This window comes from Peribacillus sp. Hz7, assembly GCF_042136355.1.
Lineage (GTDB): Bacteria > Bacillota > Bacilli > Bacillales > DSM-1321 > Peribacillus > Peribacillus asahii_A.
Genome location: NZ_JBHHJV010000018.1, coordinates 12,969 through 34,529 on the forward strand (window position 1 = coordinate 12,969; position 21,561 = coordinate 34,529).

20 protein-coding genes and 1 other annotated feature are annotated in these 21,561 nt (G+C 39.4%); all 20 genes read left to right on the forward strand.

Translation table 11 applies throughout. The features are described from left to right. The 20 genes from cysS (at position 1) to tuf (ending at position 21,099) form a co-directional block, all read left to right on the forward strand. Positions 1–1,398 (forward strand): cysteine--tRNA ligase, encoded by a 1,398-nt coding sequence (gene cysS, locus ACE199_RS18480; protein WP_375351104.1) that lies wholly within the window; start codon positions 1–3, stop codon positions 1,396–1,398. Positions 1,399–1,401: 3 nt separating this feature from the next. After that, on the forward strand, positions 1,402–1,821 hold the full coding sequence (locus ACE199_RS18485; RefSeq protein WP_375351105.1) for a Mini-ribonuclease 3: 420 nt from the start codon (positions 1,402–1,404) through the stop codon (positions 1,819–1,821). Next, on the forward strand, positions 1,818–2,561 hold the full coding sequence (gene rlmB / locus ACE199_RS18490; protein WP_375351106.1) for a 23S rRNA (guanosine(2251)-2'-O)-methyltransferase RlmB: 744 nt from the start codon (positions 1,818–1,820) through the stop codon (positions 2,559–2,561). The genes ACE199_RS18485 and rlmB overlap by 4 nt, the downstream gene beginning before the upstream one ends. A gap of 4 nt (positions 2,562–2,565) precedes the next feature. After that, positions 2,566–3,075, forward strand: a complete 510-nt coding sequence (locus ACE199_RS18495; protein ID WP_252288251.1) for an NYN domain-containing protein — start codon at positions 2,566–2,568, stop codon at positions 3,073–3,075. Between the two features lie 67 nt (positions 3,076–3,142). Beyond that, positions 3,143–3,793 (forward strand): RNA polymerase sporulation sigma factor SigH, encoded by a 651-nt coding sequence (gene sigH, locus ACE199_RS18500; protein WP_119118196.1) that lies wholly within the window; start codon positions 3,143–3,145, stop codon positions 3,791–3,793. A 232-nt stretch (positions 3,794–4,025) separates the two neighbouring features. Next, the gene (rpmG, locus tag ACE199_RS18505) at positions 4,026–4,175 is read left to right on the forward strand and encodes a 50S ribosomal protein L33 (RefSeq protein ID WP_119118197.1); all 150 of its coding nucleotides are present in this window, start codon (positions 4,026–4,028) and stop codon (positions 4,173–4,175) included. Between the two features lie 51 nt (positions 4,176–4,226). Beyond that, complete coding sequence (gene secE, locus ACE199_RS18510; RefSeq protein WP_375351107.1) at positions 4,227–4,409, forward strand: preprotein translocase subunit SecE; 183 nt, start codon at positions 4,227–4,229, stop codon at positions 4,407–4,409. 228 nt (positions 4,410–4,637) lie between these two features. Beyond that, entirely contained in the window at positions 4,638–5,171 is a 534-nt protein-coding gene (nusG, locus tag ACE199_RS18515; RefSeq protein WP_127758651.1) for a transcription termination/antitermination protein NusG, read from the forward strand. A 185-nt stretch (positions 5,172–5,356) separates the two neighbouring features. After that, on the forward strand, positions 5,357–5,782 hold the full coding sequence (gene rplK / locus ACE199_RS18520; protein WP_029282857.1) for a 50S ribosomal protein L11: 426 nt from the start codon (positions 5,357–5,359) through the stop codon (positions 5,780–5,782). A 104-nt stretch (positions 5,783–5,886) separates the two neighbouring features. Next, complete coding sequence (gene rplA / locus ACE199_RS18525; RefSeq protein ID WP_375351108.1) at positions 5,887–6,585, forward strand: 50S ribosomal protein L1; 699 nt, start codon at positions 5,887–5,889, stop codon at positions 6,583–6,585. A 50-nt stretch (positions 6,586–6,635) separates the two neighbouring features. Then, positions 6,636–6,786 (forward strand) — a sequence feature (ribosomal protein L10 leader region). 39 nt (positions 6,787–6,825) lie between these two features. Continuing rightward, on the forward strand, positions 6,826–7,326 hold the full coding sequence (gene rplJ, locus ACE199_RS18530) for a 50S ribosomal protein L10 (protein ID WP_252292535.1): 501 nt from the start codon (positions 6,826–6,828) through the stop codon (positions 7,324–7,326). A 57-nt stretch (positions 7,327–7,383) separates the two neighbouring features. Beyond that, positions 7,384–7,746, forward strand: a complete 363-nt coding sequence (rplL, locus tag ACE199_RS18535; protein ID WP_127758654.1) for a 50S ribosomal protein L7/L12 — start codon at positions 7,384–7,386, stop codon at positions 7,744–7,746. 161 nt (positions 7,747–7,907) lie between these two features. Then, a complete protein-coding gene (locus ACE199_RS18540) occupies positions 7,908–8,513 on the forward strand; it encodes a class I SAM-dependent methyltransferase (protein WP_375351132.1) in 606 nt (201 codons plus the stop codon). Positions 8,514–8,751: 238 nt separating this feature from the next. After that, complete coding sequence (rpoB, locus tag ACE199_RS18545) at positions 8,752–12,333, forward strand: DNA-directed RNA polymerase subunit beta (protein ID WP_375351109.1); 3,582 nt, start codon at positions 8,752–8,754, stop codon at positions 12,331–12,333. Between the two features lie 158 nt (positions 12,334–12,491). Next, on the forward strand, positions 12,492–16,085 hold the full coding sequence (rpoC, locus tag ACE199_RS18550) for a DNA-directed RNA polymerase subunit beta' (protein ID WP_375351110.1): 3,594 nt from the start codon (positions 12,492–12,494) through the stop codon (positions 16,083–16,085). Positions 16,086–16,377: 292 nt separating this feature from the next. Further along, a complete protein-coding gene (locus ACE199_RS18555; RefSeq protein WP_375351111.1) occupies positions 16,378–16,626 on the forward strand; it encodes a 50S ribosomal protein L7ae-like protein in 249 nt (82 codons plus the stop codon). Between the two features lie 103 nt (positions 16,627–16,729). Continuing rightward, a complete protein-coding gene (rpsL, locus tag ACE199_RS18560) occupies positions 16,730–17,152 on the forward strand; it encodes a 30S ribosomal protein S12 (RefSeq protein WP_127758659.1) in 423 nt (140 codons plus the stop codon). Positions 17,153–17,196: 44 nt separating this feature from the next. Beyond that, the gene (rpsG, locus tag ACE199_RS18565) at positions 17,197–17,667 is read left to right on the forward strand and encodes a 30S ribosomal protein S7 (protein WP_127758660.1); all 471 of its coding nucleotides are present in this window, start codon (positions 17,197–17,199) and stop codon (positions 17,665–17,667) included. A gap of 47 nt (positions 17,668–17,714) precedes the next feature. Further along, positions 17,715–19,793 (forward strand): elongation factor G, encoded by a 2,079-nt coding sequence (gene fusA, locus ACE199_RS18570; RefSeq protein ID WP_375351112.1) that lies wholly within the window; start codon positions 17,715–17,717, stop codon positions 19,791–19,793. 118 nt (positions 19,794–19,911) lie between these two features. After that, positions 19,912–21,099, forward strand: coding sequence for an elongation factor Tu (gene tuf / locus ACE199_RS18575; protein ID WP_127758662.1), 1,188 nt, complete (start codon positions 19,912–19,914; stop codon positions 21,097–21,099). The last annotated feature ends 462 nt before the right edge of the window (positions 21,100–21,561 follow it).

The window sequence follows — 21,561 nt, forward strand, 5'->3', positions numbered from 1 at the left end:
ATGGCTATTAAGATTTATAACAGTGTAACGCGCCAGAAGGAAACGTTTGTTCCAATGGAAGAGGGAAAGGTCAAAATGTATGTATGCGGGCCGACCGTTTACAATTACATTCATATTGGGAATGCAAGACCTGCAATTGTTTTTGATACGGTTCGCAATTATTTGCAATACCGTGGATATGATGTAACGTTTGTTTCAAACTTTACCGATGTTGATGATAAGCTAATTCGTGCTGCTAAGGAATTAGGTGAAGATGTACCAACGATTTCTGAGCGCTTTATTCAAGCTTATTTCGAAGATGTTTCAGCTTTAGGTTGTAAAAAAGCCGATGTTCATCCAACAGTTATGGAAAACATGGATGCTATTATTGAGTTTGTCGAAGCGTTAATCGAGAAAGGCTATGCGTATGAATCAGAAGGAGATGTGTACTATCGTACCCGTAAATTTAAAGAATACGGTAAACTTTCCCAACAATCGATTGACGAGCTTCGAGTCGGTGCCAGAATTGAAGTTGGCGACAAGAAACAGGATGCTCTTGATTTTGCTCTTTGGAAAGCGGCAAAAGAAGGCGAAATTTCTTGGGATAGTCCTTGGGGAAAAGGCCGCCCGGGTTGGCATATTGAGTGCTCGGCGATGGTTCGTAAATATCTTGGAGACACCATTGATATCCATGCAGGCGGTCAAGATTTAACGTTCCCTCACCACGAAAATGAAATTGCTCAATCAGAAGCATTAACGGGAAAAACATTCGCTAGATATTGGATGCATAATGGATACATCAATATTGATAATGAAAAAATGTCAAAGTCGCTAGGTAATTTCGTTCTGGTGCATGATATTATCCAACAACATGATCCACAAGTACTGCGTTTCTTTATGCTGTCTGTACACTATCGTCATCCGATTAACTATAGTCAAGAAGTGATTGAGAATACGACAGCGGCCTTTGAACGGTTAAAAACGTCGTATCAAAACTTAAAACATCGTTTGCAAGTAAGTAATGGTTTGACGGATAACAAAGATAGTTGGCTTCAAAAAGTGAAGGAGCTTCATGAGCAATTTATTCAAGAAATGGACGATGATTTTAATACAGCTAATGCCATTTCGATTTTATTTGAATTATCGAAGCAAGCGAATTATTACTTAATGGAGAAGAATACAGACAAGGAAGTCATTGAAGCATTTATACACGAATATGAAGTATTATTCTCTGTTCTTGGTTTAAGCTTAGAAGAAGAAGGATTGCTGGATGAGGACGTTGAGCGTTTAATTCAAGAAAGAATTCAAGCGCGAAAAGACCGTAATTTTCAACGATCTGACGAAATTCGTGATCAATTAAAAAGCATGAATATTATTCTAGAAGACACTCCTCAAGGTACACGCTGGAAAAGAGGGTAATGTATGCTCTATTATGAACAGGAAATTGATGCGAAAATGTTAAATAGTTTAGCTCTTGCTTATATGGGTGATGCCGTATACGAAACGTATATTCGGTATCACCTCATTCAAAAAGGCTCGGTAAAACCCCATCTTCTTCATAAAAAAGCGACCGCTTTTGTATCAGCAAAAGCACAGAATACGATTATTCATTTTTTCTTAGAAGAGAATTACTTAACAGAAGAAGAGGCGGCGGTTGTCCGTCGGGGACGAAACGCAAAATCGGGCACGGTTCCGAAAAATACGGATGTTCAAACGTATCGTTATAGTACAGCGTTTGAAGCCTTAATCGGTTACCTGTATTTATTGAAGCGGCAAGAGAGAATGGAAGAAATTATAAAACGGTCGATTCAATTTATTGAAGAAGGGACGGCTATCCGATGAGTGAAGAATTTATTATTGGAAGAAACCCCGTGCTAGAAGCGCTGCGTTCTGAGCGGGAGGTTAGTAAAATTTGGATTGCTGAAGGCTCACAAAAGGGCTCTATGCAACAAGTGATAGGAATTGCGAAAGAGAAAAAAGTATTTGTACAAATCGTTCCGAAGAAGAAAATTGATCAAATGGTCGAAGGAATTCATCAAGGCGTTGTCGCTAAAGTAGCTGCTTATGAATATGCAGAGGTAGATGATTTATTTGCTAGAGCAGAAGAGCGCGGCGAGGCTCCATTTTTTATGATTTTAGATGAAATTGAAGATCCGCATAACCTTGGTTCGATTATGAGAACAGCTGATGCAGCAGGTGCTCATGGTATTATTATTCCGAAGCGTCGTGCGGTCGGTTTAACGGCAACGGTGGCAAAATCTTCAACAGGTGCAATTGAATATATTCCAGTAGCGCGTGTCACGAATTTAGCTCGTGCAATTGAAGAGTTGAAAGAACGCGGAGTTTGGATTGTAGGTACGGATGCTAAAGGAAGCGATGACTACCGTAACCTAGATGGGAAGATGCCGATTGGTCTTGTAATTGGCAGTGAAGGAAAAGGAATGGGACGATTAACGAAAGAGAAGTGTGACTTTCTCATTCGCCTGCCAATGGTAGGGAAGGTTACTTCATTGAATGCTTCAGTTGCTGCTAGTTTATTGATGTATGAAGTTTATCGTAAACGCAACCCTTTAGGGGAATAATGCGATGAACATTCTGTTGGTCGACGGTTACAATATTATTGGAGCATGGCCGGAACTAAGAGAATTAAAGCAACGAGATCTTTCTGCAGCTAGAGACCGTTTAATTGAATTGATGGCGGAATACCAAGCGTTTACGGGATATCGTGTCATTATTGTTTTTGATGCTTACTATGTTCAAGGAGTTTCTCGTACATTTAAAAATCATAAAGTAGAAGTCATTTTTACGAGAGAGAATGAAACAGCTGATGAGCGGATTGAGAAAATGGCCATTGAATTAAATAATATTAAAACGCAAATTCAAGTAGCAACATCAGATTATACGGAGCAATGGGTCATTTTTGGACAGGGAGCCCTCCGGAAATCAGCGCGCGAGCTATTGATTGAAATGGAGCAAGTCCGTGGTGCAATTAAGAAGGATGTATCGAAGACAACGAAGAAAAAGCCGGCTTCCAAAATTCCCTTAAGTGATAAAGTGGCTGAAACTTTTGAAAAATGGCGAAGAGGAAAGCTATGAAAGATTGACGACTAAAATTTACCTACTGTATAATATTTCTATCTGAGTACGGTCAGGAGGATGAGAGATGGGCGTTAAATCCGGAATGAAGCTGAATGAAGAGTATATACAGCTTGATGACGATGAGCTAGTGGGTTTAGTACACAAAGGTGATAGTGAAGCGCTAGATTATTTAATTCAAAAGTACCGTAACTTTGTAAGGGCAAAAGCTAGAACGTATTTTCTAATTGGTGCGGACAAGGAAGATATCGTTCAAGAAGGTATGATTGGTTTGTATAAAGCGATTCGTGATTTTAAAGGTGATAAGTTATCTTCTTTTAAGGCGTTTGCTGAGCTATGTATTACAAGGCAGATTATTACGGCCATTAAGACAGCAACTCGTCAAAAACATATACCGCTTAATTCCTATGTTTCTCTGGACAAGCCTATTTATGATGATGAATCTGATCGCACTCTTATGGACGTTATTTCGGGAGCGAAAGTGTTAGACCCGGAAGAGCTTATGATTAATAAAGAAGAATTCGATGATATTGAAGTGAAGATGGCAGAACTGCTAAGCGATTTAGAACGGAAAGTACTTTCTTTGTATTTGGATGGACAAACGTACCAGGAAATTTCAGAAGAGCTAAATAGGCATGTCAAGTCTATCGATAATGCATTACAACGTGTGAAAAGAAAACTAGAGCGCTATCTAGAAGTTAGAGAGATTAACTTATAGTTTCTTCGTTTTTTCTACTGAATCTCCACATTGTATCGATTGACTTAAAATGTCAAAATGAATCCTCTCTTCCTAAGAAAGTGGCACGATTATTCACCGCAAATGGGTTTAAAACTCCTTACCTTGCATGGATTGAACGAATTGCTAGATGCAGTTAAATGAAATCACGTTGACAATAAAAAACAGTCATGATAAGTTTTTATGGATGTAGTAGATAGGATAGGTGTATAATATGCGTAAAAAAATTATCTTAGCTTGTACAGACTGTGGTTCTAGAAATTATAGCTCGGAAAGTAACAAAGCATTGAATGTTGAACGTCTTGAAATTAAGAAGTTCTGTAAGACATGTAATGCTCATACGGCACATAAGGAAACAAAGTAAGGTTTTTTTAAATAGATAGACAGTAGTTACCTATGCTTGGAGGTTACATTCATGAAACGCCTGACTGAATTTTTCCGCGGTGTAGCTCGCGAAATGCGAAAAGTGAGCTGGCCAAAGCGAAAAGAATTAACGAAATATACAATTGTTGTTTTAGCGACGGTTATTATTATGTCATTATTCTTTACTGTTGTGGACTTAGGAATTTCTGAATTAATTCGTTTAGTTGTTGAATAAGAGGTTCGAAAATAAGGTATAATAGTGATAGAATAAGTAAGTATGAGAGAAAAGCCCGGTTACGGGTTTTTTAATTTGTCTTTATTTAGAGAAAGAATGGCCTTGGCTTACGCTTGTAAGTCTACATGAGATGAAATTGTTGATTTTTGCTTATTTTATTAATGATATTGTTTCATAGGCTCAAAATATAGTGAGTGCAGGGAGGGAAGGACGTTATAGTCCTACTGAATGGAAAAGAATTGGTATGTAGTTCACACCTATTCGGGATATGAGAATAAAGTAAAAGCGAACCTTGAGAAGCGTGTAGAGTCCATGGGGATGCAAGATAAGATTTTCCGAGTGATTGTGCCTGAAGAAGAAGAAACAGAAATTAAAGATGGTAAAAAGAAAGTGTTGAAGAAGAAGGTATTCCCTGGATATGTACTAGTAGAAATCATCATGACAGATGATTCTTGGTATGTAGTCAGAAATACGCCGGGTGTCACAGGTTTCGTCGGTTCTTCTGGAGCAGGATCAAAGCCAACGCCTCTTCTTCCAGAAGAGATTGAAGTTGTGTTAAAACGCATGGGTGTTGAAGAAGGCCGAGTGGAAGTGGACTTTGAAGTAGGTGATTCTGTAACAGTGAAGGAAGGGCCGTTTGCAAACTTTGGAGGAACTATCGAAGAACTAGATACAGATAAGAGCAAAGTTCGCGTGCTTGTAAATATGTTTGGTCGAGATACTCCGGTTGAACTAGATTTTGATCAAGTGGAAAAATTATAAACGGAAAAAAACTTGAAATAGTATTTTGAAAGTGGTAAAATTTCAAAGGTCAGTATGTTTCAATTTCGAGACCTATATGTTACAAACATTCTTTATTATTATGCTAATAAAGAATTTCAGATGAGTGGGAGGGTTTCTATAGATTCCCTATTACCACATCACGGACTTATAAGGAGGTGTGTCTCGTGGCTAAAAAAGTAATCAAAATGGTTAAATTGCAAATTCCTGCTGGTAAAGCGAATCCGGCACCGCCAGTTGGTCCTGCACTAGGTCAAGCTGGTGTTAACATCATGGGATTCTGTAAGGAGTTTAACGCTCGTACAGCAGATCAAGCTGGTCTAATTATTCCTGTTGAAATTACGGTGTTTGAAGACCGTTCATTTACATTCATTACGAAAACTCCACCCGCTGCAGTATTGCTTAAGAAAGCAGCTGGTATCGAGTCTGGTTCTGGAGAGCCTAACCGTAATAAAGTTGCTACAGTCAAGCGTGATAAAGTACGCGAGATTGCTGAAACAAAAATGCCTGATCTAAACGCTGCAAACGTTGAGTCTGCAATGCGTATGGTTGAAGGTACAGCGCGCAGCATGGGTATTGTCATCGAAGACTAATCCATGTAAAGGTTATCGGTTTTCTACGGGGTTGCGATTTACTCGCAACCTTTATTAGTGGGAGGTCATTCCGTTAAAACCACAATATAGGAGGATTATATATCATGGCTAAAAAAGGTAAAAAATATCTTGAAGCGGCACAATTAATCGACCGCACAAAAGCTTATTCAGTAGTTGAAGCTGTTGAATTAGCAAAAAAAGCGAATTTTTCTAAATTCGATGCTACAGTTGAAGTTGCTTTCCGTCTAGGTGTAGACCCTAAGAAAGCTGACCAACAAATCCGTGGAGCAGTTGTGCTTCCAAACGGAACTGGTAAAACTCAACGTGTATTAGTATTCGCTAAAGGTGAAAAAGCAAAAGAAGCTGAAGCTGCTGGTGCTGATTTCGTAGGTGATGCTGACTACATCAACAAAATTCAACAAGGATGGTTTGACTTCGACGTAATCGTTGCAACTCCAGACATGATGGGTGAAGTTGGTAAACTTGGTCGCGTGTTAGGACCAAAAGGTTTAATGCCAAACCCAAAAACAGGTACAGTTACATTCGACGTAACGAAAGCTGTTAACGAAATCAAAGCTGGTAAAGTAGAATACCGTGTTGATAAAGCAGGAAACATTCATGCTCCAATCGGTAAAGTTTCTTTCGAAGATGCTAAACTAGTAGAAAACTTCACAACTATTTACGACACTTTACAAAAAGTAAAACCTGCGGCTGCTAAAGGAACTTACATGAAAAACATTTCTGTAACAACTACAATGGGCCCTGGTGTAAAAGTTGACGCTTCTACATTCAATGCAAAATAATTAATTGACATTACAAGGTAGTTAATGTTATAATGTATCTTGTTGTGAATAAATGAATAACTTTTGTACCGTAGACAGTAGGTGCTTGATCTCAAGCTTAATGCCCTACCGAGGTAATTAGATAAAACTAGTCACTGACTATGATTTTTGAAATTACTGCCTTCATGTCTGCAAAGAAATGAAGGCTTTTTCTATGAACGGTATAAATGTTTTCAAGCAAATCTCATAGGAGGTGTAAGAATGAGCGCAATTATTGAACAAAAGAAACAAATCGTTGTTGAGATTGCTGATAAATTCAAAGCGAGCCAAACAGCTGTTGTTGTTGATTACCGTGGCTTAACTGTTGCTGAAGTAACAGAACTACGTAAACAACTTCGTGACGCTGGTATCGAGTTCAAAGTATACAAGAACTCTTTAACTCGTCGTGCTGCTGAAGCTGCTGAAATCGCTGGTTTAAACGAATCTCTAACAGGTCCAAATGCAATTGCATTCTCTACTGAAGATGTTGTTGCACCAGCTAAAATCCTTAACGATTTTGCTAAAAAGCATGAAGCACTAGAAATTAAAGCGGGTGTTATTGAAGGGAACGTTGCAACTGCTGAAGAAATTAAAGCACTTGCAGAACTACCATCACGCGAAGGCTTGCTTTCAATGCTTCTTTCTGTGCTACAAGCACCTATCCGCAATCTTGCTCTTGCTGCAAAAGCAGTTGCCGATCAAAAAGAAGAACAAGGCGCGTAAGTTAATCTTCGGCCTTAACTAGTAAACAATAAAACATATCTTAGGAGGAAATATACAATGACTAAAGATCAAATCATTGAAGCAGTTAAAAACATGACTGTTTTAGAATTAAATGACCTTGTAAAAGCTATCGAAGAAGAATTTGGTGTAACTGCTGCTGCTCCTGTAGCTGTAGTTGGTGGCGCTGCTGGTGCTGCTGTTGAAGAACAAACTGAGTTTGATGTGGTTCTTGCTTCTGCTGGAGACCAAAAAATCAAAGTTATCAAAGTTGTTCGTGAACTTACAGGTCTTGGCCTTAAAGAAGCGAAAGAAGTTGTTGATAACGCTCCAAAAGCACTTAAAGAAGGCGTATCTAAAGAAGAAGCTGAAGAAATCAAAGCTAAACTTGAAGAAGTTGGAGCTAACGTTGAAGTTAAGTAATCTTGCATAAACAAAAAAGCTCGCTAATTTGGCGGGCTTTTTTCTCTTTTACCACAAACGAATAATTATCTTTATGGTAAAGAGTAGCAAGTCTATCACCTTCAACTAATCTTCTCTTTTATAATCTTCAAACATTCCTTTTCTGATAGGAGGAGACGACTCTGACAGAACATTATTATTCAAATAAACCGGGTGTTGAAAGTAATCCGAAGTTCTGGGATTATACATTAAGAGGGCGTTCTTTTCGCTTTAAAAGTGATAACGGTGTTTTTTCGAAAAGTGATATCGACTTTGGGTCGCGACTATTAATTGAAAGTTTTCATCTAGAGGAAGATGTTGAAGGTAAAATCCTTGATGTTGGATGTGGCTATGGCCCAATCGGCCTTTCAATTGCAGCATCCTATCCGGAGAGAACGATTGAAATGATTGATATAAATAGTCGCGCTGTGGAATTAGCGAAAGAAAATGCTTCGTCGAATGGGATTCATAATGTAGAAATTCACGAAAGTGATCGCTTTCAACAAGTTACTTCCACTCAATTTGCTGCTGTTTTGACGAATCCGCCCATTCGAGCTGGCAAAACAGTTGTACATGAAATTTTTGAGCAAAGCTTCAATCGACTCAATGAAGGTGGGTGTCTGTGGGTGGTTATTCAAAAGAAACAAGGGGCGCCATCTGCTATGGAGAAGCTGGAACAATTATTTGGAAATGTAGAAGTAGTTGAAAAGAAGAAAGGTTATTATATCTTAGTTTCTAAAAAAAATTGACTCTCAAATTTCACTATGTTAGTATTATACAATGCATATATATAATTCCGTTACTATGCAATTTTTATACCAATCGTGTATAATAATTGTATGAAATGGAAAAAATATATAAATAATAGTTCGTTTTATGAGAAATAGTGGTTTTTAAAGCAAAAACCATTTTCTTTTTGTCTATGGAAAGTAACAACTTTCTGTGGCAAATTGAACCTTATAACGCTTGATTTAAGGGGTGAATCAGTTGACAGGTCAACTAGTTCAGTATGGACGACACCGCCAACGTAGAAGTTATGCAAGAATCAGCGAAGTTTTAGAGCTTCCAAATCTTATTGAGATTCAAACAGCTTCTTACCAATGGTTTCTAGATGAAGGACTTCGAGAAATGTTTCAAGATATTTCTCCAATCGAGGACTTTACAGGTAACTTATCACTTGAATTTATTGATTACAGCTTGGCTGAACCTAAGTATCCAGTAGAAGAATCAAAAGAGCGTGATGTTACGTATTCAGCACCTCTTCGTGTAAAGGTACGCCTTGTTAATAAAGATACAGGTGAAGTAAAAGACCAAGATGTTTTCATGGGTGACTTCCCATTGATGACAGAAACAGGAACATTCATTATTAATGGTGCTGAACGTGTTATCGTTTCTCAGTTAGTACGCTCTCCAAGTGTGTATTACAGTGGGAAAATGGATAAAAACGGGAAGCGTGGCTTTACAGCAACGGTTATTCCAAACCGTGGTGCATGGCTTGAATATGAAACAGATGCAAAAGATGTTGTGTATGTAAGAATCGATCGTACGCGAAAATTACCAGTTACGGTATTGATGCGTGCGCTAGGCTTTGGTACTGATCAAGAAATTATTGATTTAATCGGTGACAATGAATATTTACGCAACACGCTTGAAAAGGACAATACAGAAAGTGTAGAAAAAGCTTTGCTTGAGATTTATGAGCGTCTTCGTCCAGGTGAACCACCGACAGTCGAAAATGCTAAAAGTCTGTTGATTTCTCGCTTCTTTGACCCAAAACGATATGATTTAGCGAACGTAGGTCGTTATAAAATAAACAAAAAGCTACACATTAAAAATCGTCTATTCGGACAACGTATTGCCGAAACGTTAATTGATCCGGAAACAGGAGAAATTATCGTTGAAAAAGGCACGATGTTAGATCGACGTATTTTAGATAAAATCTTGCCTCATCTTGAAAAAGGCATTGGTTTTAAAACATATCACCCAACTGGTGGCGTAGTAGAAGATGAAACATTGCTTCAACCAATTAAAATATACGCACCAAATGATCCTGATGGTGAAAAAGTTATTAATGTAATTGGTAATGCTTATGTAACGGAAGAAGTGAAGCATATTACACCTGCTGATATTCTTTCTTCTATTAGTTATTTCTTTAACTTATTACATGGTGTAGGGATTACAGATGATATTGACCACTTAGGAAATCGTCGTTTACGCTCTGTTGGTGAACTTCTACAGAACCAATTTAGAATTGGATTATCTCGTATGGAGCGTGTTGTTCGTGAGAGAATGTCTATCCAAGATACAAACACGATTACACCACAGCAGCTAATTAATATTCGTCCAGTTATTGCGTCAATTAAAGAATTTTTTGGTAGTTCTCAGCTTTCTCAATTCATGGACCAAACGAATCCGCTTGCTGAATTGACACACAAACGTCGTCTTTCTGCACTAGGACCTGGTGGTTTGACGCGTGAACGCGCTGGTTTTGAAGTGCGTGACGTTCACTACTCTCACTATGGTCGTATGTGTCCAATTGAAACGCCTGAGGGTCCAAACATTGGGTTGATTAACTCATTGTCTAGTTATGCGAAAGTGAATCCATATGGTTTCATTGAAACGCCATATCGTCGAGTGGATCCAGAAACAGGGAAAATCACAAATCAAATTGATTACTTAACAGCAGATGAAGAAGATAACTATGTAGTCGCTCAAGCGAATGTACGTCTATCTGATGATGGGTCATTCCTTGATGAAGGCATTGTAGCTCGTTTCCGTGGTGAAAACACTGTAGTTCCGCGCGATCGTGTCGATTACATGGACGTATCTCCTAAGCAAGTTGTATCAGCTGCGACAGCATGTATTCCGTTCTTAGAAAACGATGACTCCAACCGTGCTTTAATGGGAGCGAACATGCAACGTCAAGCTGTTCCATTAATGCAGCCTGAAGCGCCGCGAGTAGGTACAGGTATGGAGTACGTATCAGCTAAAGACTCTGGTGCAGCTGTTATTTGTAAACACCCTGGTATCGTTGAACACGTAGAGGCTCGCGAAATTTGGGTTCGACGTGTATCAGAAGTAGACGGTCAAGAAGTGAAGGGGAACCTTGATAAATACCGTTTATTGAAATTTATTCGTTCTAACCAAGGAACGTGCTATAACCAACGCCCAATTGTTAGCATAGGAGACAAAGTTGTAAAAGGTGAAATCCTTGCTGATGGTCCTTCAATGGAAAAAGGTGAGTTAGCGCTTGGACGCAACGTACTTGTTGCCTTCATGACATGGGATGGATATAACTATGAGGATGCCATCATCATGAGTGAACGTTTAGTAAAAGATGATGTGTATACATCGATTCATATTGAAGAGTATGAATCAGAGTCTCGTGATACAAAATTAGGACCGGAAGAAATTACACGTGATATTCCGAACGTTGGGGAAGATGCCCTTCGTAACCTTGATGAGCGTGGAATTATCCGTGTTGGTGCAGAAGTAAAAGACGGAGATCTACTAGTAGGGAAAGTAACACCTAAAGGGGTTACAGAACTAACAGCAGAAGAACGCTTACTTCATGCAATTTTTGGTGAAAAAGCTCGTGAAGTTCGAGATACATCTCTTCGTGTGCCTCACGGCGGCGGCGGAATCGTCTTGGATGTTAAAGTATTTAACAGAGAAGATGGTGACGAACTTCCACCGGGTGTAAACCAACTAGCGCGTGTGTATATCGTACAAAAACGTAAAATTCATGAAGGGGATAAAATGGCCGGTCGCCATGGTAATAAAGGGGTTATCTCCCGAATCCTTCCTGAAGAAGATATGCCGTATTTACCGGATGGCACACCAGTTGACATCATGTTAAATCCACTGGGCGTACCTTCACGTATGAACATTGGTCAAGTACTTGAGCTACACTTAGGTATGGCCGCTCGTGCTCTTAATATTCACGTTGCTTCTCCTGTATTCGATGGAGCAACTGAAGATGATGTTTGGGAAACAATTGAAGAAGCTGGTATGGCTCGTGATGCGAAAACCGTATTATATGACGGACGTTCAGGAGAACCATTCGATAATCGTGTATCCGTAGGTGTCATGTATATGATTAAACTTGCGCACATGGTTGACGATAAGCTTCATGCTCGTTCAACTGGACCATACTCTCTTGTTACGCAGCAACCGCTTGGTGGTAAAGCACAATTCGGTGGACAGCGTTTCGGTGAGATGGAGGTTTGGGCACTTGAAGCATATGGTGCCGCTTATACACTTCAAGAAATTCTTACTGTTAAATCGGATGATGTTGTTGGTCGTGTGAAAACATACGAAGCAATTGTTAAAGGCGAGAATGTTCCAGAACCAGGTGTACCTGAATCGTTCAAAGTATTGATTAAGGAACTTCAAAGCTTAGGATTAGATGTTAAAATCATGAACTCTGAAGATCGAGAAATTGAGATGCGAGATTTAGAGGATGAGGATGACGCTAATCAATCAGACGTATTAAACATGGAATCTGATACAAAAGAGATGGTTGCTTCTGAAGTAGGAGCACAATCTAGCTCAGTTACTACAGATTAATGAACAGATAATGACTTTAACAGGTAGCCATATCGTGCTGCCTGTTAAAGCCTCATTCATATAATGGTTGATGATCGTGAGAGAAATCTTGCGTTATGATTGTTTATGTAGATAAGCAATAAGGGTAAAACCTGGAGATTAAAAGGGAGGTAGGCCCCTTGCTAGACGTTAATAATTTTGAGTATATGAAGATTGGTCTTTCTTCACCAGACAAGATTCGTTCTTGGTCACATGGAGAAGTGAAAAAACCTGAAACAATTAACTATCGTACATTAAAGCCAGAAAAAGATGGTTTATTCTGCGAAAGAATCTTTGGTCCACAGAAAGACTGGGAATGTCACTGTGGTAAATACAAACGTGTTCGTTATAAAGGTGTAGTCTGTGATCGTTGTGGCGTAGAAGTAACTCGATCAAAAGTTCGTCGTGAACGTATGGGTCATATTGAACTAGCTGCTCCTGTATCACATATTTGGTATTTCAAAGGTATTCCAAGCCGTATGGGACTTGTATTAGATATGTCTCCTCGTGCACTAGAAGAAGTTATTTACTTTGCTTCTTATGTTGTAACAGAAACAGGCGATACAACTTTAGAAAAGAAACAGCTGCTTTCTGAAAAAGAGTATCGTGCATACCGTGAGAAGTATGGGAAGAAATTCCAAGCTGCTATGGGTGCTGAAGCTATTAAGAAGCTTCTTCAAGATATTGATACGGAAAAAGAAGTAGAGGCGTTGAAGGAAGAGTTAAAAACGGCTCAAGGACAACGTAGAACTCGTGCGATTAAACGATTAGAAGTGTTAGAAGCGTTCCGTAATTCTGGAAATGAACCTTCATGGATGATTTTAGATGTTCTGCCGGTGATTCCGCCAGAGCTTCGCCCAATGGTTCAACTAGATGGTGGTCGTTTTGCGACATCTGATTTAAATGATTTATATCGTCGTGTAATTAACCGAAATAATCGTTTGAAACGATTATTAGATCTTGGAGCACCAAGCATTATCGTTCAAAACGAAAAACGTATGCTGCAAGAAGCTGTTGATGCATTGATCGATAATGGCCGTCGTGGTCGTCCAGTAACAGGACCGGGTAATCGTCCATTGAAATCATTATCTCACATGTTAAAGGGTAAACAAGGACGATTCCGTCAAAACCTTCTTGGTAAACGTGTAGACTACTCTGGTCGTTCAGTTATCGTTGTAGGGCCTAACTTGAAAATGTATCAATGTGGTTTACCGAAAGAAATGGCGATTGAATTATTCAAGCCATTCGTTATGAAGGAGCTTGTTCAAAAAGGTTTAGCACATAATATTAAATCAGCTAAACGTAAGATTGAACGTTTCTCTCCTGAAATTTGGGACGTATTAGAAGAAGTAATCAGAGAACATCCTGTATTGCTGAACCGTGCCCCAACGCTGCACAGACTTGGTATTCAAGCGTTTGAACCAACGCTAGTAGAAGGTCGTGCGATTCGCCTGCATCCACTTGTATGTACAGCATACAACGCCGATTTCGATGGTGACCAAATGGCCGTTCACGTACCATTGTCTTCAGAAGCGCAAGCAGAAGCACGTATGCTAATGTTAGCTGCTCAAAACATCTTGAATCCAAAAGACGGAAAACCAGTCGTAACGCCATCTCAGGATATGGTATTAGGGAACTACTACCTAACATTAGAACGAGAAGGTGCAATGGGCGAGGGAATGGTCTTTAAAGATACAAATGAGGCGTTACTTGCTTACCAAAATGGTTATGTCCACCTGCATTCTCGTTGTGCAGTGCAAGCTTCTTCTTTAAACAACCAAACGTTTACAGAAGAGCAAAATAATCAGCTGTTATTAACAACAGTTGGGAAATTAGTATTTAATGAAATTTTACCGAATTCGTTCCCATACATTAACGAGCCAACTCGTTATAACTTAGAAACGAAAACACCGGAAAAATATTTCGTGGACAAAGGTGCTAATATTCTAGAATTGATTAAAGCACAGCCAGTGATTGATCCATTTAAGAAAAAATATCTTGGAAATATCATTGCGGAAGTATTTAAACGTTTCAAAATTACAGAAACATCTAAAATGCTTGATCGCATGAAAGATCTTGGATTCAAATATTCTACAAAAGCCGGTATTACGGTTGGTGTAGCAGATATCGTTGTATTAGGTGAAAAGCAAGGAATTATTGATGAAGCACAACAAAAAGTGGATAACGTATTAAAACAATTCAGACGTGGTTTAATCACAGAAGATGAGCGTTATGACCGCGTTATTGCGATTTGGAGTGCGGCAAAAGATACAATCCAATCTAAACTGATGGATTCCTTAGACCGTCGTAACCCAATCTTTATGATGAGTGATTCCGGTGCCCGTGGTAACGCCTCTAACTTTACGCAGCTTGCGGGTATGCGTGGATTGATGGCCAACCCGGCTGGTCGAATTATTGAGTTACCGATTAAGTCAAGTTTCCGTGAAGGTTTAACGGTATTAGAATACTTCATCTCTACTCACGGTGCGCGTAAAGGTCTTGCCGATACAGCACTAAAAACTGCCGATTCTGGTTACTTAACTCGTCGTTTAGTAGACGTAGCGCAAGATGTTATCATTCGTGATGACGATTGTGGTACAGATCGCGGCTTGAAAATTTCTGCTTTAAGAGAAGGCACAGAAATTATTGAAGCACTTGAAGAGCGTTTAGTTGGACGTTATGCAAGAAAAGCGATTAAACACCCAGAAACGGATGAAGTTATTGTTCCAGAGAATGGTTTAATCACAGAAGATCTTGCAGACTATATTGAATCTCTAGGTATTGAAACGGTATGGATTCGTTCTGCCTTTACGTGTAACACAAGCCATGGTGTATGTAAAAAATGTTATGGTCGTAACTTAGCAACGGGTCAAGCAGTTGAAGTCGGGGAGGCAGTTGGTACAATTGCCGCACAATCAATTGGTGAACCAGGTACTCAGTTAACGATGCGTACATTCCATACAGGTGGGGTTGCCGGAGACGATATTACTCAAGGTTTACCTCGTATTCAGGAGATTTTTGAAGCGAGAAATCCAAAAGGTCAAGCGATTATCTCTGAGATTGAAGGTACAGTTGTTTCAATCAACGAGATTCGTGATAAACAACAGGAAATTGTGATTCAAGGGGCTGTCGAGTCTCGTACGTATACGGCGCCATATACAGCACGTCTAAGAGTGAAAGTCGATTCACATGTACGTCGAGGCGAAGAGCTAACAGAAGGTTCCATCGATCCAAAAGAATTGTTGAAAGTCACAGATGTGTTAACTGTTCAAGAATATCTATTGCATGAAGTACAAAAAGTATATCGTATGCAAGGGGTAGAAATTGGTGACAAACATATCGAAGTAATGGTTAGACAGATGCTTCGCAAAGTTCGTGTCTTAGATGCGGGTGAAACAGAGGTTCTTCCAGGAACATTACTAGATGTACATCAATTTACGCTTGCCAATACAGAAGCGTTAATGAACGGTAAATTACCAGCAACGGGACGTCCAGTTCTGTTAGGTATTACAAAGGCATCTCTTGAAACGGATTCTTTCTTGTCTGCAGCATCGTTCCAAGAAACAACAAGAGTCTTAACAGACGCTGCAATTAAAGGGAAACGCGATGAATTATTAGGCTTGAAAGAAAATGTTATTATCGGTAAGTTAATCCCTGCGGGTACAGGTATGCTTCGTTACCGCAAAGCACAGCCTGTAGTTGCTGAGGATGAAGAAACAGTTACAGTAGACTAATAACCATTGAGGTTGGCTCAATAAAGGAAGGCAAGATCATTCACTTTAAAATAAAGTAGAATGACTTAGCAGACTTTATTGAGTCAGCTTTTTAAAGGTTATGTCAAACGTGAGTATTTCATGGAATGATAGTTCAAATAGGTCGAAAATGAAGAGTCATATAGCATAGTCTTTAAAATAAGGAAAACATTTGCTAAAAAACTTTTCAAAAGAAGTTGACACCTATTGTTAAAAGGTGATAATATAGCAAAGGTGCTCCTACGTTACCTTGTAACTCTGGAGGATATAGACCATGTCTTATGAAAAAGTAATGCAGGCAAAGTCTGTGATTATAGGAACGAAACAAACAGTGAGAGCTCTGAAACACAATTTGATTCAAGAGATTATCATTGCTCGAGATGCGGATATTTACTTGACAGCGCGCGTTGTTGAAACTGCTACTGAGTTGAATGTTCCGATCACATATGTTGATTCGATGAAAATGCTTGGAAAAGCATGCGGTATAGATGTCGGAGCAGCAACTGTTGCCCTAAAAAAGTAAACTCGTTTTTGCATAACAATTGCAAGAACTTTGTTTTTACCCATTTATGAACCACCTGGATGTGTGGTACTAGGAATGAAAAAGTGAAGGGAGGAAAAATAGAATGCCTACTATTAACCAATTAGTGCGCAAAGGTCGCGAATCAAAAGAAATTAATTCAAAATCACCAGCGCTAAACAAAGGCTACAACAGCTTCAAGAAAGCACAAACTAACGTATCATCTCCGCAAAAACGTGGTGTTTGTACGCGTGTTGGTACAATGACACCGAAAAAACCAAACTCTGCGTTACGTAAATATGCGCGTGTACGTTTAACAAACGGTATCGAGGTAACAGCTTATATCCCAGGTATCGGTCACAACTTACAAGAACACAGCGTGGTACTTATCCGCGGTGGTCGTGTAAAAGATTTACCAGGGGTACGTTATCACATCGTTCGTGGTGCACTTGACACTGCTGGTGTTAACAACCGTATGCAAGGCCGTTCTAAATACGGTACGAAGCGTCCAAAAGCTGCAAAAAAATAATCTAAAACTTAAAATATGATTTTCTTTGAAAGGAGGAAAAATTAATGCCTCGTAAAGGACCTGTTTCAAAAAGAGATGTATTACCAGATCCAATTTATAATTCAAAACTTGTGACTCGTTTAATCAACAAAATGATGGTTGATGGACAAAGAGGTAAATCACAAAAAATTCTTTACTCTGCATTCGATCTTATTAAAGAACGTACTGGCAATGAACCAATCGAAGTGTTTGAACAAGCACTTAAAAACATCATGCCTGTATTAGAAGTTAGAGCACGCCGTGTAGGTGGTGCTAACTACCAAGTACCAGTTGAGGTGCGTCCAGACCGCCGTTCAACTCTAGGTCTTCGTTGGTTAGTAAACTACTCTCGTCTTCGTGGAGAAAAAACGATGGAAGAGCGTTTAGCTTCTGAAATCATGGATGCAGCTAACAACACTGGTGCATCAGTTAAGAAACGTGAAGATACACACAAAATGGCAGAAGCGAACAAAGCATTCGCTCACTACCGTTGGTAAGATTAAATACTATAAAATTAAATTCATAGAAGGAAGGAGAAAGACAAATGGCAAGAGAGTTCTCCTTAGCAAATACTCGTAATATCGGGATCATGGCTCACATTGATGCTGGTAAAACGACAACTACAGAACGTATTCTTTATTACACTGGTAAAATCCATAAAATTGGTGAAACGCACGAAGGTGCTTCACAAATGGACTGGATGGAACAAGAGCAAGAACGCGGAATTACAATTACATCTGCTGCAACAACTGCACAATGGAACGGTAACCGTATCAACATTATCGATACTCCAGGTCACGTTGACTTCACTGTTGAAGTTGAGCGTTCTCTACGTGTTCTTGATGGAGCTGTAGCTGTTCTTGATGCGCAATCAGGTGTTGAGCCTCAAACTGAAACAGTTTGGCGTCAAGCAACAACTTACGGAGTACCACGTATTGTATTCGTAAACAAAATGGATAAAATGGGTGCAGATTTCTTATATTCTGTAGGAACTCTACACGATCGCCTTCAAGCGAACGCTCACCCAATCCAATTACCAATTGGTGCTGAAGATAACTTCTCAGCAATCATTGACTTAGTAGAAATGAAAGCAACTTTCTACGGTAATGACCAAGGTACTGATATCACAGAAGGTGAAATTCCTGCAGAACATCTTGAATTAGCTCAAGAATACCGCGAGAAATTAATCGAAGGTGTTGCTGAAGTTGACGAAGATTTAATGGAAAAATACCTAGGTGGAGAAGAAATTTCAGTTGAAGAGCTTAAAGCGGCAATCCGTAAAGCGACAATCGCTGTTGAATTCTATCCAGTAATCTGTGGTACTGCTTTCAAGCATAAAGGTGTACAACCAATGCTAGATGCGGTTATCGACTATCTTCCAGCTCCAACTGATGTACCTTCTATTAAAGGTACTCTTCCTGATAGCGAAGAAGAAGTTGAGCGTCATTCAAGCGATGAAGAGCCATTCTCAGCACTTGCATTTAAAGTAATGACGGATCCATATGTAGGGAAACTTACATTCTTCCGTGTATACTCAGGTACATTGCAATCTGGTTCTTACGTAATAAACTCTACAAAAGGTAAACGTGAGCGTGTTGGACGTATCCTACAAATGCATGCAAACAGCCGTGAAGAAATTTCTCAAGTATACGCAGGAGATATCGCAGCTGCAGTAGGTTTGAAAGATACTACAACAGGTGACACTCTATGTGATGACAAAAACCAAGTTATTCTTGAGTCTATGGTCTTCCCAGAGCCAGTTATCTCGCTTTCTGTTGAACCAAAATCAAAAGCTGACCAAGACAAAATGTCTCAAGCTTTACAAAAACTACAAGATGAAGATCCAACATTCCGTGCGCATACTGACCAAGAAACAGGTCAAACAATTATCGCTGGTATGGGTGAACTTCACTTAGATATCCTTGTTGACCGTATGCGTCGTGAATTTAAGGTAGAAGCGAACGTAGGTGCTCCTCAAGTAGCTTACCGTGAAACATTCCGTGCATCAGCACAAGTTGAAGGTAAATTCGTACGTCAATCTGGTGGTCGTGGACAATTCGGTCACGTATGGATCGAGTTTTCTCCTAACGAAGAAGGAAAAGGCTTCGAATTTGAAAATGCTATCGTCGGTGGTGTTGTACCACGTGAATACATCCCTGCAGTTCAAGCTGGTCTAGAAGACTCTCTTGATCGCGGTGTACTTGCTGGATACCCTCTTATCGATATTAAAGCAAAACTTTTCGACGGATCATACCATGATGTTGACTCCAACGAAATGGCGTTTAAAATTGCTGCATCTATGGCACTTAAAAATGCAGTATCTAAATGTCAACCGGTTATCCTTGAACCGATTATGAAAGTAGAAGTTGTTATTCCAGAAGAATACATGGGAGATATCATGGGTGATGTTACATCACGTCGTGGCCGTGTAGAAGGTATGGAAGCTCGCGGTAACACGCAAGTTGTTAAAGCGATGGTTCCACTATCTGAAATGTTCGGATATGCAACATCTCTACGTTCTAATACACAAGGACGCGGAACATTCTCTATGCACTTCGATCACTATGAAGAAGTACCAAAGAGCATTTCTGAAGAAATTATCAAAAAAAATAAAGGTGAATAATTGATTTTCATACTTTATTAAAGTATAACTACTTATGTAAGCTGTGATGGAAGAATTTTTCTTCTGTCACAGAACTATATACTTAATATTATTCGTAAATTTAAGGAGGAATTCCCTAATGGCTAAAGAAAAATTTGATCGTTCAAAACCCCACGTTAACGTTGGAACAATTGGTCACGTTGACCATGGTAAAACTACTTTAACAGCTGCTATCACAACTGTACTTGCAAAATCAGGTGGTGCAGAAGCACGCGCTTATGACCAAATTGATGGTGCTCCAGAAGAAAGAGAACGTGGTATCACAATCTCTACTGCACACGTTGAGTACGAAACTGCTAACCGTCACTACGCACACGTTGACTGCCCAGGACATGCTGACTATGTTAAAAACATGATCACTGGTGCTGCTCAAATGGACGGCGGTATCTTAGTAGTATCTGCTGCTGATGGCCCAATGCCACAAACTCGTGAGCACATCCTTCTTTCTCGTCAAGTAGGTGTACCTTACCTTGTTGTATTCATGAACAAATGTGACATGGTAGACGATGAAGAACTTCTTGAATTAGTAGAAATGGAGATCCGTGATCTTCTTTCTGAATACGATTTCCCTGGTGATGATATCCCAGTTATCAAAGGTTCTGCTCTTAAAGCTCTTGAAGGAGACGCTGCTTGGGAAGAAAAAATTCACGAATTAATGAACGCTGTTGATGAGTACATCCCAACACCAACTCGTGATACTGATAAAGACTTCATGATGCCAGTTGAGGACGTATTCTCAATCACTGGACGTGGAACAGTTGCTACTGGACGTGTTGAGCGTGGACAAATTAAAGTCGGTGACGTAATCGAAATCATCGGTCTTTCTGAAGAGCCAAAATCAACTACTGTAACAGGTGTTGAAATGTTCCGTAAACTTCTTGACTATGCTGAAGCTGGTGACAACATCGGTGCACTTCTTCGTGGTGTAGCTCGTGAAGATATCCAACGTGGACAAGTACTTGCTAAACCAGGTTCAATCACTCCACACACTAAATTTAAAGCTGAAGTTTATGTTCTTTCAAAAGAAGAAGGTGGACGTCACACTCCATTCTTCTCTAACTACCGTCCTCAGTTCTACTTCCGTACAACTGACGTAACTGGTATCTGTAACTTACCTGAAGGCGTAGAAATGGTTATGCCTGGTGACAACATCGAAATGACTGTTGAATTGATCGCTCCAATCGCTATCGAAGAAGGTACTAAATTCTCTATCCGTGAGGGTGGACGTACTGTAGGCGCTGGTGTAGTTGCTACAATCACTGAGTAATTATAACTGACGGTTTATAAATAGGAAGGGACGCCTTCTGAAAGGGCCAGACAGGACGCTGTCTGGCTTTTTTTATTGTATAGGAAACTAGTATAAGTACTTAGAAGCTATGAGTTAAAATGAAGTGCGGCTGTATTGTGTATAGTCTAGCTTATCGATTTATACTCTGTTCAATAGATAAAGGTAAAGAGTAACTTCCCTTCTAGTTCCTCTTTTCTTATATGTGTCTTCTCTTCCTTTATATCTATATAAATAACTTTACATAAAAAGTTTTATTTATTAATAGAAGAAACTAGTTTCAAAGTTGTTGTGAACTAACACTTGATAAGAGGACTATATCTATGTATAATAGTAAAAGTGTGTTACACAAAGTTTGTTGTAAGTTTTTCTTGCTTATTCTTTGTGCTTTGTGTATAATAGACAATGTTGGTCTTTGACTGCGATGATATGGAAGGTTGCTGA